This is a genomic window from Stenotrophomonas sp. DDT-1 (assembly GCF_001580555.1).
Lineage (GTDB): Bacteria > Pseudomonadota > Gammaproteobacteria > Xanthomonadales > Xanthomonadaceae > Stenotrophomonas > Stenotrophomonas sepilia.
Genome location: NZ_LEKR01000011.1, coordinates 1 through 16,586 on the forward strand (window position 1 = coordinate 1; position 16,586 = coordinate 16,586).

Genomic DNA, 16,586 nt, shown 5'->3' on the forward strand with positions numbered 1-16,586 from the left:
GGACACCGCTACCAGCTGATAGCGTCCACGGGTTTCCAGCACATGCCTGAATTCCTGCATCTCACTCCTCCTTGTCGGGGCAACACTGCGTCCCCTGCCTCGCCATCATGCCCGTGGCAGCGTCATGGGCGCATCCACAACCGCTGCGGCTTTCGCGCGAAACTGTGCGCGGATATCCAAGGAGACTGCAATGGACTGGGTAGCACTTGCCCGTACGCTGGCCACCGAGGCCCACGCGGGGCAGATCGACAAGGCCGGCCAGCCTTATATCGGCCATGTGGCGCGGGTGGCGGCCGCCGTGCGCGGCGACGATGCCGCCGAAGTGGTGGCCTGGCTGCATGACGTGGCCGAGGACTGCCCGGCGTTTACCGCGCGGATCGAGGTATTTCCGGCGCCGCTGCGCGAGGCGGTGCAACTGCTCAACCGCGATGCAGCTCCTGACGCGGACAGCTACTACGCGCGCATTGCCGCCCACCCGCTGGCATTGAAAGTGAAGCGCGCCGATCTGGATGACAACGCCGATCCACAGCGGCTGGCGATGCTGGACGGGACCACGGCAGGGCGCCTTCGCGACAAATACGCTCATGCCCGGGCGGCGCTGGGCATCTGAGCCGGCCGCGAGGCGGCGCGGAGGGCCGGCGTGTCACCGATCAAACGCTGATTTACCCTGAGTGCTACTGCTCCTGTTGCAGTGCAGCAGTACAATGGACGGCTCCCCCGCCCCATCGCGCCCCCGCATGAGCCCCAACTCTTCCCTGGCTGCGCGGCTGACGCCCCGCCAGCGCACCCTGATCATCCTCGCCCTGTCGCTGGGTGGATTTGCCATCGGCACCAGCGAATTCGCCAGCATGGGGCTGATGCTGGAGATCAGCCGCGGCCTGTCGATTTCCGAAACCCAGGTCGGGCACCTGATCAGCGCCTACGCCATCGGCGTGGTGGTCGGTGCCCCGATCCTCGCCTTCGTGGGTGCCAGCTTCCCGCGCCGCAAGCTGCTGTTGGCGCTGATGGGCTTCTACGCGATCGGCAACCTGGCCAGCGCGCTGGCACCGAATTACGGCACGATGCTGGTGGCACGCTTCGTCGCCGGCCTGCCGCATGGCGCCTACTTCGGCGTTGCGATGCTGGTGGCCGCTGCGATCAGCCCTGCCGGCCAGCGCGGCCAGGCGATGTCGCGGGTGCTGCTGGGCCTGTCGATCGCGATCCTGGTCGGCAATCCGTTGACCACCTGGCTGGGCCAGCAGTTGAGCTGGCGCACCGCCTTTGCCCTGGTCAGCGTGCTGGCCATTGCCACGGTGGCGATGATCGCGCGCTTCCTGCTGCCGGACCCGGACGAAGTGCGTACCTCGCCGATGCGCGAACTGCGCGCCTTCAACACCTCCCAGGTGTGGCTGGCGCTGGCGATCGGTGCGGTCGGCTTCGCCGGCATGTTCTGCGTGTTCACCTACCTCGCGCCCACCCTCGTGCAGGTCACCGGCGTGGCCGAATCGTGGATGCCGCTGGCAGTGGGCGTGTTCGGCATCGGCGCGATCATCGGCAACATCGCCGGTGGCTGGCTGGTGGACAAGTTCCACTTCAAGGCCGCCGCCGTGGTGCTGCTGTGGTCGATCGTGATGCTGCTGCTGTATCCGCTGGCCGCACAGTCGGTGTGGACCATCGGCCCGATGATCATCACGGTCGGCACCATGGGCGCGCTGGCAGCGGTACTGCAGACGCGCCTGATGGATGTGGCCGGCGAAGCGCAGACGCTGGCGGCCGCCTCCAATCATGCCGCCTTCAATACCGCCAACGCACTCGGCCCGTGGCTGGGCGGCATGGCGATCAGCGCCGGCTTCAGCCCGGCCAGTACCGGCTATGTCGGTGCGGCCACCGCGATCGGCGGCCTGCTGCTGTGGTGCGCGGCGGTGATGCTGGACAGGAAGCGCAAGACCGTCGCCGCCGGCAACCACTGAAGAACGGGCGTCCAACCACCGCATTCACAGGTCGACCAGTCGACTGCGCGGTCTTCGTCGCGCACCTGGCGCGCGATGAACACATTTCGTGGATGTGCATTTCGGCACAGTGCAGCCGACGCCGCATTCTCGGCCTGCACCGGACCCGCAATGCACCACCACCGCGCACCTGCCCGCCACGATGCCATCGCCTTGCAGGCCGGCATGCTGGGCAGCGTGTTGGGGGTGGCGTTGTCCAAGGCCATTGCCTTGTCTGCGATGGCAGTCGATTCGATGATGGGGATCGGGCTGTGGGTGATGGCCTGCGCGCTGCTGGCAGCGTGGGCGCTCGCAGCCTATCTGGCCTGCCTGGCACTGAGCCGTCGTGTGTTCGTGCTGATGGTGGCGCTGTGCATGGTGCTGATGATCTGCATCGCCTGACCCAGCAGGGGCCGGACTATTGCGCATTTGTTACAGAATAACAAGTGCAATGGGTCCGATTGTGCATGCCCGGCGTCACGGATTTGAATTCCATGGCCATCCTGGCATTACCCGAGGCCATCTCATGACTCTGCAGTCTTCATTCCGCGCCACCCTCACTGCCATCGCCCTGGCGTCGCTCAGCGCCTGCGCCACCTATGACGACAGCGCCATGCATCCGGCCTGCCAGGAGTCACCCCATCTGAAGGATCTGCCGCGCGAGGTCGCTGCCCGCGAGAGCCGTTGCAACAAGGGTGTGGAAGTGTGGTCGAGCGAGCGCGGCGGCAGTGACAAGCCGCTGGACCTGAGCGGAAAGAAAAAGGATCTCTGAAAAGGAGCGCTGCCGGTTGCCGCGGCTGTCTTGATCATGCCCATGCACCTGGCTGACTGGCCCATCACAACCGGCGCGCGACGATGAGGTCTCCCCACCCTGTCGAGATTCAGATGCCGGACACTGCCCACCCTGTCATTCGCGCGTTCGAGGCCGTGTTCGATCTGTCAGGGGGCGTGCAGCGCATCACCGCGCTCACGGTCACCTGCCGGCATTGCACATCGACCAGCTCGGCCAGTGAGGACAATCTGGTGCACTTGCCAGGTGGAGCATTGTTCCGCTGCGACGGGTGCGGCTGCCATCAGCCGGTCAGCCATGCCCGGCTGTCGGACTGGCAACCGGCGTCGTTGCTGGGTATTTGAGGACCGCGACGTGGCAATGACTGCGGAACAGCGGAAAATACTCCAGGCCATCGCCGCTGCAGAACCGGTGCGCGGTGATGCCGCCACGTGGGCGGTGACCGCCGGGTGGGCGGTACAGGCAGAGGACGGGGATATCGATCTCACCGAGGCTGGCCGGGATGCGCTCACCGCGCAGGCAGGTCGTGAGGGCTAGACCCGCCGCTCAGGCCAGCGTCGCCTCCCTTCGCGCTGCGCCGCGATAGCGGCAACCTGCGGAACAAGGGGTGCATCGCTGCCACGTCGGCTGCGAAGTGGCGAGGCCTTTCATGTCGGCGGTGTGCAGAGCGTCATGACATGCGCTCGGCTATGCTGCGCCACCTTCCTGCGCCAATGGCGGCCATGCATCCTTTTCCCCTGCCAGTCTCTGCACCTGATCAGCTCGCCTACCGACTGCTGCAGGACAGTGACTGGGCCCGCTCGGCCACTGCCGCAAGCGCACCCGCCGAACTTCGCACGTTGCTGGCGATGATCCTGGATTCGCCAGAACCGCTGTGGCTTGCCTGGGGCAAGGAAGACAAGGCGTTCTTCTTCAATGATGCCTACCTGCCCATGCTGGGTGAAAAACTGCACGGCGCGATGGGCAATCGCCTGGAGGATGTCTGGGCGGACGTATGGCCAGACGTGGTGCAGGCCGTCAACGATGCCTTCGCCGGCACCAGCCGCAGCTTCAAGAACCTCCCGTTGATGATGGATCGCGACGGCACGCTGCGTGAAACATTCTGGACGTTCTCCTATTCGCCGCTGCGCGTCGGCTGCGGCAGTGTGGCCGGCATCCTGTGCGTGGTCAGCGAACAGACCGAACGGGTGATCGAGCGCGATCTGCACAGCCGCCAGGTTGCAGCGATCACCGAGCAGGCGCGGGAGGCCCACCTGGAACTGGTGCGTGCCCGCGAGCAGCTGCGGCAGTCGCAGAAGCTGGAGGCGATCGGCCAGCTCACCGGCGGGGTGGCCCACGACTTCAACAACCTGCTGCAGGTCATCACGGGTTCGGTAGACATGCTCCTGCACACGTGGCCCGCAGACGACACCCGGCGCCGCTACATCCAGGCCATTGCAACAGCGTCGGACCGCGCCACCAAGCTGACCGCGCAACTGCTTGCATTCTCACGTCGCCAGAGCCTGTCGCCGGAGGTCTTCGACCTCTGCGAAAGCGTGCACGCGCTCTCGGACATCATCACCACGGTACTTGGCGCGCGCATCCAGGTGTCGTTGGCATTGCCCGATACACCGATGCCGGTACTGCTGGACCGGACCCAGCTGGACACTGCATTGATCAACATCGCGGTCAATGCCCGCGACGCGATCGAGGGACACGGCCGGGTGACCATCGAAGTGGAACGGGTAACCGCCGTGCCTTCGGTGCGCTTCGCCGCGCCGATGAAGGGCGACTTTGCCGCGATCAGTGTGACCGACACCGGAGCGGGCATCGACCCTGCGGTGGTTGACCGCATTTTCGAGCCCTTCTTCACCACCAAGAGCGTGGGCGCTGGGACCGGGCTCGGTCTCAGCCAGGTATTCGGCTTCGTCAAGCAGTCAGAAGGCGAGGTGGACGTGCAGAGCCAGGCCGGCGCCGGTACCCGCTTTACGCTGTATCTGCCGCTGGCGCAGGCAGGAGAAACGGCGGAACGGCCGGCGGCGCAATCGGGGCTGCAGCATGGTCATGGCGTCTGCGTGCTGGTGGTGGAAGACAACGTCGACGTGGCCGAATTTGCGGTGGGCGCCCTGCGCGAACTCGACTACAGCGTGGTCCTTGCACGCAATGCGGACGAGGCCCTGGCCGAGCTGGAACGGGATGCCTCGCGCTTCCATGTGGTGTTCAGCGACGTCGTGATGCCAGGCATGAACGGCCTGGATCTGGCCCGTGCCATCCGCGCCCGCTTCCCGGAGCTTCCGGTGATCCTCACCAGCGGCTACAGCGAATTGCTGGCGCGGGATCCTGGCCATGGCTTCACCCTGCTGCGCAAGCCGTACTCATTGAAGCAGCTGGCCTCGGTGATGACCGAGACCGGGCACCGCGCCCAGGCCATGGTGGCATCACCCTAGCGCGCCGTTCACCACGGCAAACCGAACCAGCGTTCCAGCGAAGACTCCAGCCCCGACGCATCGCCGCCGACATCGCAGGCCCAAGCGACGATACCGTCAGGGCGGACCAGCACCGCGCCCAGTCCCATCGCATCGCGCGCCGTGGATATCACGCAGATAACCGAGCGTTGCCAGCGCGCAAAGATCGGGCCGAGTGAAACGCCGGTATCGAGCCCCAGCAGCACACCCTTCCCTGCGCGCAGCAGCTCCCCCATGCGATCGCCATTGGCCAGCTGGACGTCAGGCACGCTTTGGCCAACCCACGGATGCTCGCCGTCGAACACCGGTGGTTGTGCCACGCCCCACAACCGCTCAGCGAGATAGGTGGCACCGTCGCGGGTCGCGGCCAGGTCGGCGAAGACCGCCGCCAGCGCGCGCTGCCCTGGGCCTGGTCGCATCAACGCCACCTGCGCACGCGACCAGTCGAGCACCCGGGCGCCGATCGGATGGCGCTCAGCCTGATAGCTGTCCAGCAGCGTCTCGGCGGCGTCGCCTCGCGCCACGGCGGCCAGCTTCCACCCCAGGTTCATCGCATCGCCGATGCCGAGATTCAGGCCCTGACCTCCCAGCGGCGAATGCATGTGCGCCGCATCACCAGCCAACAGCACGCGGCCGCTGCGATAGGCCTTGGCCTGGCGCGCAGCATCGGTCCATGTGGTGGCCAGATGCAACGCGGTGATCGTTGCCTGGCGCCCGGACATGCTGGTGGCTCTGGCCGGCACCCCGTATACCGACCCGGGCCCGCGTCCATAGTGCATCCGGGGGATAGGCCCCGAAGCACTGCAAATGCTAATCTTTCTCATTTGCAGCCCAGCCTCGTCCCTCATGCCCTTTCCAACCCCGCTCAAGCACGCCCTCTGCCTGGCGCTGCCCCTTTCCCTGGCTACACCTGCACTGGCTTCCGAGGCCTCCGCTGACACCCCGAAAGACCTGGACAAAGTGGAAGTCCGCGGCCGCGCGCAGACCCTGTACCGCGCCAACGATGCAGCCGTCGGCACCCGCACCGATACTCCGCTGGAGCGGGTACCGCAGTCGATCCAGGTCGTGCCACGCGAGCTGATCGACGACCAGGCGGCGCGCCAGGTCACCGATCTGTACCGCAGCATCAGCGGCATCAGCTTCTTCAGCTATGCCGGCGTCACCCTGCGCGGGTTCCGCCAGGAGAACGTGCTCTACGACGGTCTGCGCGGCGATCCCTATGCAGGCTTCTCGGTGCCGCAGCTGTTCAACATCGAACGCGTGGAAGTGCTGAAGGGCCCGGCCGGTGCGCTGTACGGCGGTGGTGATGCGGGCGGCATCATCAACTATGTAACGCGCAAGCCCAAGGCGCGCGCCGAACGCCGCATCGAGCTGCAGGCAGGTGACAAGGACTTCCGCGCCGGATCGATCGAAGGCACCGGCCCGCTGAATGCCAGCGGCAGCACCCGCTATCGCGCCGGCCTGTATGCCGACAGCGAGCAGGGCGTGCGCTGGAATGCCGACAACGAAAGCGTGATCGGCGATGCCTCGCTGGCCTTCGACGTTGGCCAGACCGGCGAACTGGTGCTGCAGTTCACCGACATCACCCAGAACCTGGGCGGCAACCGGCTGCGCGGTGTGCCAGTGAACGATGCCGGCAGCTTCCTGACCGACAGGCGATGGAACCACAACGAGGCCAGCGACTTCCTCGACATGCGCGCCAGGGTCGCACTGGCGCAGTACCGCTTCGCACCGCTCGATACGCTGGACGTGGACATTGCTGCGCGCTGGTTCAGCAACAACGAGCACCAGATGTACCACGAGCCGATGGGGCTGATTGATCGTGACCGCGACGGGGTGCCCGAATGGATGACGCGCCAGCTGCGCAACCAGATCCGCGACAACGAGGCCTTCACCGCCAGCGGCAATGCCGTCTGGCGGATCAACACCGGCCGTATCGAACACAAGGTGCTGTTCGGCGCCGACATGTATCAGCTCGACGCCGACTTCACGGCGCAGACCGCCAACAGTGCCGACCTGGCACGCGGCGCCGGCCCGGTGCGCGGCATCGACCTGTTCAACCCGGTCTATGGCGCGAGCACCTGGCATGACTACAACCTGGCCGCCCTGCCCTGGCGCAGCACCGCCACCCGCAGCAAGCGCTACGGCGGCTATCTGCAGCATGAGCTGGCGCTGGGCACGCGCTGGCACGTGCTGGCCGGACTGCGTTGGGATGGCTTCAAGGATGAGGACCGCATGGGCGGCAGCAGCGTGGATGGCAACGCGCTCAGCTGGCGTCTGGGCAGTACCTTTACCGTCCGGGACGGCGTGAACCTGTACGCCAACATCGCCAGCGGCTTCGTGCCGCAGAGTGCCACCAACCAGAACCCGGCGACCGGCGGACCGTTCGACGCGGAGCGCAGCAGGCAATGGGAAGTCGGCCTGAAGTCCCTGCTGGCCGACCGTGTGACCCTGAACATGGCGGCCTACCGCATCGACCGCAGCAACATCGTGCAGGCCACCGGCGAAGTGGTCGGCGGGGTAAACCAACTCGCTGCACTGGGCCTGGTACGCAGCACGGGCATGGAACTGGACCTGCTGGCCGACGTGACCGAGCGCTGGGTGGTGAACCTGACCTACGCCTACAACGACGCACGGGTAAAGGACGCCGGACCGAACGGCATCACCAATGCCTCCGGCGACCGCTTCGCGAATGCGCCACGCAACAAGCTCGGCCTGTGGACGCGCTACGACCTGCCTTCGATCAACTCGGCCATCGGCTTCGGCGCCGACCACGTGGGCGAGCGTGTCAGCCTGGATGGGCAGACGGTCAAGGCTTACACGGTATTCGACATGAGCTGGAAGACCACGTGGAAGCAGTGGCAGTTCCAGGCCAACGTCAAGAATCTGTTCGACAAGGTGTACGCAGCCAGTGGCTTCATCGAACGCAACGGGCATTTCCCGGGCGAGCCGCGGCGGGTGTATGTGCAGGCGGCATACAGCTTCTGACGCAGGGCTGCGAACCATGATGACAGGGGGAGGTGGCTGCCTACCTCCACCGCACTTTCGTATCGCGAGCGTGACAGTGACGGAGATCGCCAAGGAACGATAGCCTGTGACGGAGCGCATCTTGCAGCACCGAGGGTCTCGTACGCTTGAGTGATTCAGCCACTACTGCTGACACAGCAGGTTCTGGATCTCCTAACGGATCCGGCCAGGCGCCCGTGCCAGACGCATGATCCCGTCCGGTGGAATGACGGTGCCATCGTCCATCACGATAAGCATGTCAGAGACTTCGCCCTCGTGCCCTTGCTTCGCAGTGGTCACCAGGATGTTCAATGGATCCGTCCGGATATCGTAGCCGCCACCGATGTGCTTCAAGGTTCCGATCTGGTACCAGTCAATTTCCATGGCCAGCTCTTGGATTCAGGCCTTTCATGGTGCCATGCGCCGGGCGCTTGGGCGAGCTGAGATAGACGGCATCTGGATGCGCCCTGCCCGCGCAGGAAAGACCCCATGCAACGTCAAGGCCCCTTATCATGCGGGCTTAGGGGCTCTACATGCCCGATTGACGTTTGCAAGGCAGTACCTGGATGTCTATGGAATGGCGCCCCTCGGGCTGGGGCCAACGTGTGACACGCTCGCCACACTGGCGGTTGCGGCTGGATGGCGAATGCATCGAGCTGAACATCGCAGGCCAACAGTACCGGCAGCGCGTGGATGACGATCACAGCGTGCAGGTCATTCCAGGGTTTTTCTGGGCCAGCGTTTCATTGCAGACCGACAGCGGTTCCGTGTCCGTGGGCGGCCTGCCCAACGGGCAAGCGTCCCAGCTTGCAGGGGCTGTGCGGGGCCTGCTCTTCGCGCGCAGCACGCGCGGGCGCAAGGATCTGTTCGAGAAGATCCTCGAACAGATCCAAGCCTGGTTGAGCGCGGCGGACGCACTGACTGATCGAGGTCACGCCAGCCGACGCTGGATCACCCATGAGCAGCAGCAGGCGTTGCTGGCTGATCGGCCTGCCCTGCCGCTCTCCCCGGATGAGCTGGAGAGTCTGTTCCTCGATGCGAGCGTGCACGGCGACCTGCGCTCCAGCCGCCATCTGGCCGCGCTTGAGGCACTGAATGACTGGCACCTGGATTGGCCCGCCATCTGGGCCGACGCCAACGCGACCATGGCAACGCGTGAGCAGGTGCTGGCCAAGGACTTCCTCGACCGGGTCGAGAGCAAGCCCCTGACCGAGGAACAGGCCCGCGCCGTCTTCTGCTTCGACAACCGCGTGCAGGTCGTGGCCGCGGCCGGCTCTGGCAAGACCTCCACGATGGTTGCCAAGGCCGCCTATGCCATCGATCGCGGCTTCGTGGAGCCCCAACGGATTGTGATGCTCGCTTTCAACAAGGTCGCCGCGAACGAACTGGAGGAGCGCGCGCGACGATGCTTCGACCGGCTCGGCATGGGCGACATCGTGGTCGAGGCGCGGACCTTCCACGCCCTGGGCCTGGCCATCATCGCCGAGGCCACGGGACGCAAGCCTGATATCCCGGAATGGGCGATCGACGCCACGCTGGGCTTCAACAAGCTGGCCGAACTGGTGGACGACCTGAAGGACCGTTCGACCCACTTCCGCACCCAGTGGGACATGTTCCGCCTTGTGTTCGGACGCGATCTGCCGCCGTTGGGTGCCGACATGATGGCCGATGGTTACGACCGCGATGGCACGCCCTACATCCGCACCCTGCAGGGTGAGCGGGTGAAGAGCCAGGAAGAGTGCGTGATCGCTGACTGGCTGTTCTACAACGGCGTGACCTACGACTACGAACGGCGCTACGAATTCGATACGGCGACCGACACCTATCGCCAGTATCGCCCTGATTTCTATTATCCGGACGCCGGGCTGTATCACGAGCACTTTGCGTTGGATGCCGGTGGCCAGCCGCCGAAGCACTTTGCCAACTACAGCGAAGGGATGCACTGGAAGCGGCAGCAGCATGCGGCGCACGGCACCGCACTGGTCGAAACGACGTCGTTCGGCCTGCGCAGTGGACAGGCCCTGCAGGATCTGGCCGAGCGGCTGGGTGCGTCTGGTGTCGAACTCGACCCGAACCCGGACCGCGAGCTGCCCGACCAGGGCGCCAAGCCGATGCCGGATGCAGACCTGATTGGCCTGATGCGCACCTTCATTGCGCATGCCAAGAGCAACTGCCTGACGCTGGACGATATGGGCGCACGCCTGCGGCAGATGCCCGAAGACCAGTTCAAGGAACGCTACCGGCGCTTCCTGGAAATCGCCGGGCCGGTTTTCCAGGCCTGGGACAACGCACTGGCGGACGAACGTGGCATCGACTTCGAGGACATGCTCAACATGGCCGCCGGGCTGCTGGAACAGGGCCACTATGAATCACCCTACGATCTGGTGATGGCCGACGAATTCCAGGATGCCTCGCGCGCCCGTGCGCGCCTCTGCCGTGCGCTGGTCAGCCAACCGGGCCGCTATCTGTTTGCGGTGGGCGATGACTGGCAGTCGATCAACCGCTTCGCTGGCGCCGACGTTTCGGTGATGACCGGATTCCGCGAATGGATGGGGCATGGCCAGGTGCTGAAACTGGAGCAGACGTTCCGCTGCCCGCAAGCACTGTGTGATGTTTCCAGCCGCTTCATCAGCCGCAATCCGGTGCAGATCACCAAGGAAGTTCGCTCTGCTGCGCCGGCAATGGGACCTGTGCTGCAGGCGTTCCAGGTGAATCGGCGTGAGGAGGTGCAGGATGGTGTTCGTCAGTACCTTGCGACGCTGCACCAGCAACTGCTGTCAGGTGCAGTGCCGCAGGGCCGCAACGGGCGCGTGACTGTATTCATTCTGGGGCGGTATCGCGCGGACCGCAGCGCGATGCCTTTGGATTGGAAGACGGCCTTTGGCAGCACGATGGAGGTCGAGTTCCTGACCACCCATCGATCGAAGGGGCGCGAGGCGGACTACGTGATCCTGCCGGGCATGATCAACCGCAGCTTCCCGAGCCTGCGCGCGGATGACCCGGTGCTTTCGCTGGCGATGCCGGATGGGGATGCCTATCCGCTGAGCGAAGAACGGCGCCTGTTCTATGTCGCGCTGACGCGTGCGCGACGTTCGGTTGCGATGTTCACCCTGCAGGGCAGGCACTCGCCATTCCTGGATGAGCTGGCGAAGGACGGCGCCGTGGAAGTGACCGCGATTTCAGGCGCGGCCATCCACGAAGAGCGCTGCCCGGTGTGCAAGGTGGGCGTGTTCGTGGACCGGAATGGGCCGCACGGGGCTTTCCGGTCGTGCTCGAGTTACCCGTTGTGCCATAACAAGCCGAAGGGCGGGCGTCGTGGGTGAGCGTATTCTCTGCGCTTTCCTGGCGATGTGCGCACTGCCCTCACCGTCACCGTGAGCTTCGCCCAGGCGGAGATCGACTACTCACTCCGGCTGCTAGACTTTGCCGACATTCAAATGGACGACCCCATGGAACGGTGGTATCTGGCAACACTGCTGGCGTTGGTCCTGCACCAGATTGATGCAGCGTTCTGGCACGAGTGGGCCCTGTTCGGCGTTCCGGGCGGCATCCAGGGGTTTCTGGCTTTCAACCTGATCGCTGTGGGCGCCCTGCTGCATGGCTATCGCCAGGTTGTGCTGGCCAAGCCCTCCGCACGGGCGTATGCCAGCCTGTGCGGGACAGTTGGCGCCGGCACCGCCATGATTCATGTGGGCTTCGCCGCGGCCGGTCGTGACGAGTTCCTGCTTCCGCTCTCCATCGCAACGCTGGCGGCCTGCCTCGTGGCCGGCGTCGGGCTCCTCATGCAAGGCCGCCGTGCTACCCCGGCTCGCGTGCAGATCGATGGCGTGGACTGACGAGACGAAAAAGCCCCTGAATCCAGGGGCTCTTTGAATCAACTGGCGGAGAGAGTGGGACTTCCTTGAGAAGTGCCCTCACCCCTTGGACGGCTTGGGTTTCACGAATCTGGGAGGTGCCCTTGAATGTGCCCGCGATGAGCATACCCCTTGCGGTGCAACGGATCCAGCCGTTTTTGCCGCCCTTGGGATCGCCAATCTCGATCTTCTCCAAACCGGCGCGATCAGGGCAGATGACCCGTTCGCCCCCACTCTCCGCCGAAAAGGGAAGCAATCCGGTGGACCGCTTCCTCATGTGTGCCTCAGGGCAATTGGGGCCATGGGACAGGACGCCTCAGCAAACGGTTCTGGACGGAGTCCTTTCAACGGCGGCCTTACGCCATAGCTCCATGGCCGGCTCACCGTCGCCCACGACACACTGCAAAGCACGGATTCGCACGCCCAGTCCGGCGCCAGCTCGGAATCGACGCTCCAGGCCCAACGGGGTGCTTTCGGTGCGTCAGACACTGACTCGGCCTTGGCAATCACTGTTTGCAGCGATCGGCGGGGGGCAGATCCGCCACGAATGGCTACCAGGCACTCGCTGCGCATCTCGACGTGGGGCATGTCCTTGAAGCTCTTCCAAGCCCCGCCCCACCTCAATCCCGCCTGCTGGGCGAGCTCACCGAAGCGTTGGTAGCCCTGCCGCACCTGCTCGTCCTTCAGGTCCCAAGAAGGGCGCCCGCGCTTGTAGATGACCATGTCCGCGGCCCAACCGTGGTTGTGGCAGCTGCTGCCTGGCCCCACCTGGGTCACGCCCTTTTGGCTGGCGAGCAGCTCGGCCTGGCGCTGTTTAGAACGGTAGCCCTCCATCAGCCGCAGGTCGTAGCCCTCGTCCTTCATCTGCAAGGCGATGCGTTCCAGCGCTGAGCGAAGCTCGGGCTGGACACCGTCCCACTGCGGGGCGTCTTTGTGGCGGTGGAACAGGCGTTTGAAAAACCCAGGCTTCTTCCCGTGGACCTCAACGGAATCGGTGGCTGCCGCGTGCGCGTGGACCAAGACGGGTGCGCTGGCCAGTGCGAGCGCGAGCAACAAGCGTTGAAACATGAGTAGGCCTCCTTACTCACATGAGCGATACACCCATGCAAGCGGAGAATCGAAAACGCGCAAGGGGGCTTGCGGAATTTTTTCCCTGTCGTAGAAGAACAGGGGTGGGGAAAAGTCGGCCCCACCGCTTCCTGGCGCAACGGCCCCTCCTGCCGTTGCGCCGGGAAGTTTCGTTGGGGGGGGGCTTGCGCATTCCAGGATCTGATCTATTCGTGAGTGCACACGCTCACTCATTTCAGACCCAGGAGGCCACCCCATGAAACGCTCCCTCATCCACTGCGCTTTGCTGGCAGGCCTTGTTGCTGGCACGGCGCAAGCCCAGGTTCAAGTGGGCAACGGTGCCGTTGCCACCAAACCCGAGACCACTGCGGTAGGCGACCGCGCCCAATCGTTGACCGTTGGGGCCACGACCATCGGGGCGGACGCCCTCGCCGACGGCGGGATAATGGTGGATGAAAATGGCGTTCCGGGTGAGTGCCTGGGGGCCACTGCGGTGGGCAATCGCGCCACCGCTCGCGGATGCCATACAACCGCTCTGGGGTTCTCGAGCGAAGCGCAGGGCTCAAATGCGCTCGCCATTGGCTCTCGCGCACAGGCATTTGCGGTTTACGCCGTCGCCGTCGGAGCCCAAGCCCAAGCCACCGGCGATTCCGCGGTGGCCATTGGCGGGCACAGCCTGGCCAGCGGGATCACCGGTGTGGCCATCGGCTCTAGTGCCCGCGCGCTCGGGGATGGCGGGACCGCTGTAGGCTCAACCGCAAGAGCCGATGGAAACGGCGCGGCGGCTTTCGGGGCCGGGGCGAATGCTCAAGGCGATCGCAACCTCGCGTTGGGCGCCGCATCCCAGACCGAGGGCGAAGGTGCATCCGCCGTGGGGCCCGGTGCCAACGCAACCGCCGACTTTGCCGGCGCCTACGGTTACAGCGCTGGCGTTGCCGGCGAGGCCGGCACCGCCGTGGGTCCATGGGCACAGGCGTTTGCGCCCTACTCTGCCGCCTTCGGCGCGTCTGCCACGGCCAACGCCACAGAAAGTGTGGCATTGGGGCCCCGTGCCGTGGCCAACGCATGGGGATGCGTGGCCGTGGGCGCCAACACCACGTGCGATGAAGAAGACACTGCAGCCTTTGGCAACCGCCGCTTGACCCAAGTTGCCTTGGGCAAAGCGGACGACGACGCCGTGGCCGTCAGCCAACTGCGGACCGCCGTGGAAACCTTGGGCGCTGGCGCCTCCATGGTGAACGGCTTGATCGTGGCGCCGAACTACCAGCTGAGCAGCGGTAACAACTACACCACCGTGGCCGGTGCCATCTACGATCTCGATGGGCGCGTTCACCAGCTGGAACAAAACCCTGGCGGCGGTGGTGGCACCCCCGGTCCACAGGGCCCCACCGGTCCGCAAGGCCCAGCAGGCAAGGACGGTAAGGACGGAGGAAGCAGCACCACGGTGGCCGGGGCCAACATCGAGGTCACTGACAACGGGGACGGCACCCAAACCGTTGGCTTGAAAGACAACGTTGGACTGTCCGAAAAGGGCTCGGTCCAGGTGGCCAAGGCCATCCACAACAGCGACGGCTTCACTGTCCAGGGCGGTCCATCGGTCACCAGATCCGGGATCAACGCCGGCAACCAGCGGGTAACCGGGGTGGCAGCGGGGGCGATCGCCGCAGGGTCCTCGGACGCGATCAACGGTGGCCAATTGTGGGATTACCAGCGGCAGCAAGACGACCGCTGGAACCTGACGGACCGCCGTTTCCGCCAGCTCGACAAGCGGGTGAGCGGTATCTGCGCCATGGCCCAAGCCAACGCCCAGATGGCCACCTCGACGTCGGCCATCCATGGGGAGAACCGCAACCGCTTGGCCGTAGGCGTAGGTGGCTGCAGCGGCCAAGCCGCCATTTCCATCGGCTACACCCGCGACGTGACCACCCCACGCGGATCCCCATCGGCCTTCTCGATCGGGGTTTCCCGCAGCGGGCAGGACACGGCCGTGGGCGCAGCCTGGGCCATCGGTTGGTAACGAATATCAGCAGCGAAAAGGAGGTGATCGTGTCTCGGCAAGGGCCCTTCGGGGCCCTTGTTCGTGGCGTCAATTTATTGAAATTGTATCTATATACAATAACTTACGATTTACCAAGGCATTGGAAGCTGGTAGCATCTGCACCGCTAAGCAGTGTAGGAGCCGGACTGACAATCCCGCCTGCAGTGATTACCGCTGTCGTAGCACTACTCACGCCAATGCTTGCCATTGCCCTAGAAGCCGTCAGGGAATGGTTGACCAACCACGACGCAAAGGAAGATGACACATGCAGCACTAACAATTACAGGAACACTTCAATGAATAAAGAAACAACTAACAGCAACACGCTCGCAACACGCTTCAAGAAACACCCGCTTTGCAGAGCCCTTGGCGTGGGCTTCAAGGTGATTTACGACACGACAATTGCTGTAGGAGCAAGCGCGCTCCTTACATTACACAGGTCAACGCGCGGTGAGCCATGCTCCCCGTTGACCGATATGAAAAGCCCGGGCCCAGCCCGGGCTTTTTCTTTGGAACGCTGCTGCTATCCGCAGCGCCTCCGCTCCGGAAGAGCCGAAACCGCCCAAACCTAGCCCCGTCCTTTCTCCGTTGCCACGAACGCACCATCGGAATGAAGGAGCGCGAACGTGTTCCCCTGGACGTGCTCTGGCCAAACCTGTCCCGGCAGGCCCACGAACTCCAGCGGGAGGTTCGCCTCTTGGTCTGGCTCGAACCCAGCGAACGGGTCAAAGCTCTGCGGCTGCCAGTCCTCGAACTGAAAGTCCCTGTTCCAGACCATTGCAAAGGCCAGCGGATAGGCCTTCAGGACATAGATCGCCGAACTGCCTTTCCCGCCCAAGATGCCCAGCCCGAAGTCGCGAAGAACCGTTCGACCACTGTAGGGATACACCCAGTAGTGAAGCCGAACCTGGCGTAGAAGATCTGACCGGTCATCGAACAGGTGCTGGCTGTGGCGTTCGTCGTAGCGATTCAAGCCCACCGATGACAAGTGGCCCAGAACTCCCCTTGCCACAAGCTGCGGCTGGATGCGGATGCTCTGGTTGTAGGTGACCTTGCTTCGATCACGCAAGATCTCCGTCACCTGCCGGCTCATCGATACAAGTGCCTTGTCGTATCGAGAAAGCACCGAGCCGTTGCAGGTCCTGCAGATGCTCCTGAAGCAAACACCATTGGGCATCTTGTGGGACCGCGGCTTCTTCTCTCCACTGATTGCGTCGGCGACGCTGGACACCCTCAGAGCGATGCCTTGAGCCCACGCCTTGGGTGGCACGTGGTTTTCGGTCAGGTCGGTTTCCTGCCCGCATATGTTGCAACGCCCCTTGGAAGGTCCAACCGGGAACTTAAAGGTCACTCGCCCGCCCCATGCTCGCCATGAACTGCGAAGAGATTACACGCAAGCGACGTGTGGCCTCTCACGTC

Annotated in this window: 14 protein-coding genes and 1 pseudogene; 11 read left to right on the forward strand and 4 right to left on the reverse strand. The window is 64.5% G+C overall.

From position 1 onward, the window contains the following. The first annotated feature begins 190 nt into the window (after positions 1 to 190). From AB839_RS07640 to AB839_RS07665, 7 genes are all read left to right on the forward strand, one after another. Positions 191 to 610 (forward strand): HD domain-containing protein, encoded by a 420-nt coding sequence (locus AB839_RS07640; protein WP_061478903.1) that lies wholly within the window; start codon positions 191 to 193, stop codon positions 608 to 610. Between the two features lie 127 nt (positions 611 to 737). Beyond that, entirely contained in the window at positions 738 to 1,949 is a 1,212-nt protein-coding gene (locus AB839_RS07645) for an MFS transporter (protein WP_061478904.1), read from the forward strand. 150 nt (positions 1,950 to 2,099) lie between these two features. Continuing rightward, positions 2,100 to 2,369 (forward strand): hypothetical protein, encoded by a 270-nt coding sequence (locus tag AB839_RS07650; protein ID WP_061478905.1) that lies wholly within the window; start codon positions 2,100 to 2,102, stop codon positions 2,367 to 2,369. Between the two features lie 124 nt (positions 2,370 to 2,493). Next, positions 2,494 to 2,739 (forward strand): hypothetical protein, encoded by a 246-nt coding sequence (locus tag AB839_RS07655; protein WP_061478906.1) that lies wholly within the window; start codon positions 2,494 to 2,496, stop codon positions 2,737 to 2,739. A gap of 113 nt (positions 2,740 to 2,852) precedes the next feature. Beyond that, positions 2,853 to 3,101 carry a hypothetical protein gene (locus AB839_RS07660; RefSeq protein ID WP_005417258.1) on the forward strand — a complete coding sequence of 83 codons (249 nt, stop codon included), beginning with the start codon at positions 2,853 to 2,855 and terminating at the stop codon, positions 3,099 to 3,101. A gap of 10 nt (positions 3,102 to 3,111) precedes the next feature. After that, positions 3,112 to 3,294, forward strand: coding sequence for a hypothetical protein (locus AB839_RS21465; protein ID WP_134968024.1), 183 nt, complete (start codon positions 3,112 to 3,114; stop codon positions 3,292 to 3,294). A 185-nt stretch (positions 3,295 to 3,479) separates the two neighbouring features. Beyond that, positions 3,480 to 5,183 carry a PAS domain-containing sensor histidine kinase gene (locus AB839_RS07665; protein ID WP_061478967.1) on the forward strand — a complete coding sequence of 568 codons (1,704 nt, stop codon included), beginning with the start codon at positions 3,480 to 3,482 and terminating at the stop codon, positions 5,181 to 5,183. Positions 5,184 to 5,191: 8 nt separating this feature from the next. On the opposite strand, the pseudogene AB839_RS07670 reads toward AB839_RS07665, so the two are convergent. Continuing rightward, positions 5,192 to 5,923 (reverse strand): annotated as a pseudogene (locus AB839_RS07670) (FAD-dependent monooxygenase); the annotation flags it as partial. Between the two features lie 124 nt (positions 5,924 to 6,047). On the opposite strand from AB839_RS07670, the gene AB839_RS07675 reads away from it, so the two are divergent. Further along, positions 6,048 to 8,189 carry a TonB-dependent receptor gene (locus AB839_RS07675; RefSeq protein WP_061478907.1) on the forward strand — a complete coding sequence of 714 codons (2,142 nt, stop codon included), beginning with the start codon at positions 6,048 to 6,050 and terminating at the stop codon, positions 8,187 to 8,189. Positions 8,190 to 8,381: 192 nt separating this feature from the next. Here AB839_RS07675 and AB839_RS07680 read toward each other — a convergent pair whose 3' ends face one another. Beyond that, on the reverse strand, positions 8,382 to 8,591 hold the full coding sequence (locus AB839_RS07680; RefSeq protein WP_061478908.1) for a hypothetical protein: 210 nt from the start codon (positions 8,589 to 8,591) through the stop codon (positions 8,382 to 8,384). A 188-nt stretch (positions 8,592 to 8,779) separates the two neighbouring features. On the opposite strand from AB839_RS07680, the gene AB839_RS07685 reads away from it, so the two are divergent. Together AB839_RS07685 and AB839_RS07690 are read left to right on the forward strand one after the other, a co-directional pair. Then, on the forward strand, positions 8,780 to 11,530 hold the full coding sequence (locus tag AB839_RS07685; protein WP_061478909.1) for a UvrD-helicase domain-containing protein: 2,751 nt from the start codon (positions 8,780 to 8,782) through the stop codon (positions 11,528 to 11,530). A 27-nt stretch (positions 11,531 to 11,557) separates the two neighbouring features. After that, complete coding sequence (locus AB839_RS07690) at positions 11,558 to 12,043, forward strand: DUF6713 family protein (RefSeq protein ID WP_229298463.1); 486 nt, start codon at positions 11,558 to 11,560, stop codon at positions 12,041 to 12,043. 291 nt (positions 12,044 to 12,334) lie between these two features. Here AB839_RS07690 and AB839_RS07695 read toward each other — a convergent pair whose 3' ends face one another. Then, positions 12,335 to 13,129 (reverse strand): M15 family metallopeptidase, encoded by a 795-nt coding sequence (locus AB839_RS07695; protein WP_061478910.1) that lies wholly within the window; start codon positions 13,127 to 13,129, stop codon positions 12,335 to 12,337. Positions 13,130 to 13,385: 256 nt separating this feature from the next. Here AB839_RS07695 and AB839_RS07700 point away from each other — a divergent pair, with 256 nt between their 5' ends. Beyond that, on the forward strand, positions 13,386 to 15,146 hold the full coding sequence (locus AB839_RS07700) for an adhesin (RefSeq protein WP_061478911.1): 1,761 nt from the start codon (positions 13,386 to 13,388) through the stop codon (positions 15,144 to 15,146). 589 nt (positions 15,147 to 15,735) lie between these two features. Here the strand turns inward: AB839_RS07700 and AB839_RS07705 are convergent. Then, on the reverse strand, positions 15,736 to 16,518 hold the full coding sequence (locus tag AB839_RS07705; RefSeq protein ID WP_125893882.1) for a hypothetical protein: 783 nt from the start codon (positions 16,516 to 16,518) through the stop codon (positions 15,736 to 15,738). Positions 16,519 to 16,586 lie beyond the last annotated feature (68 nt).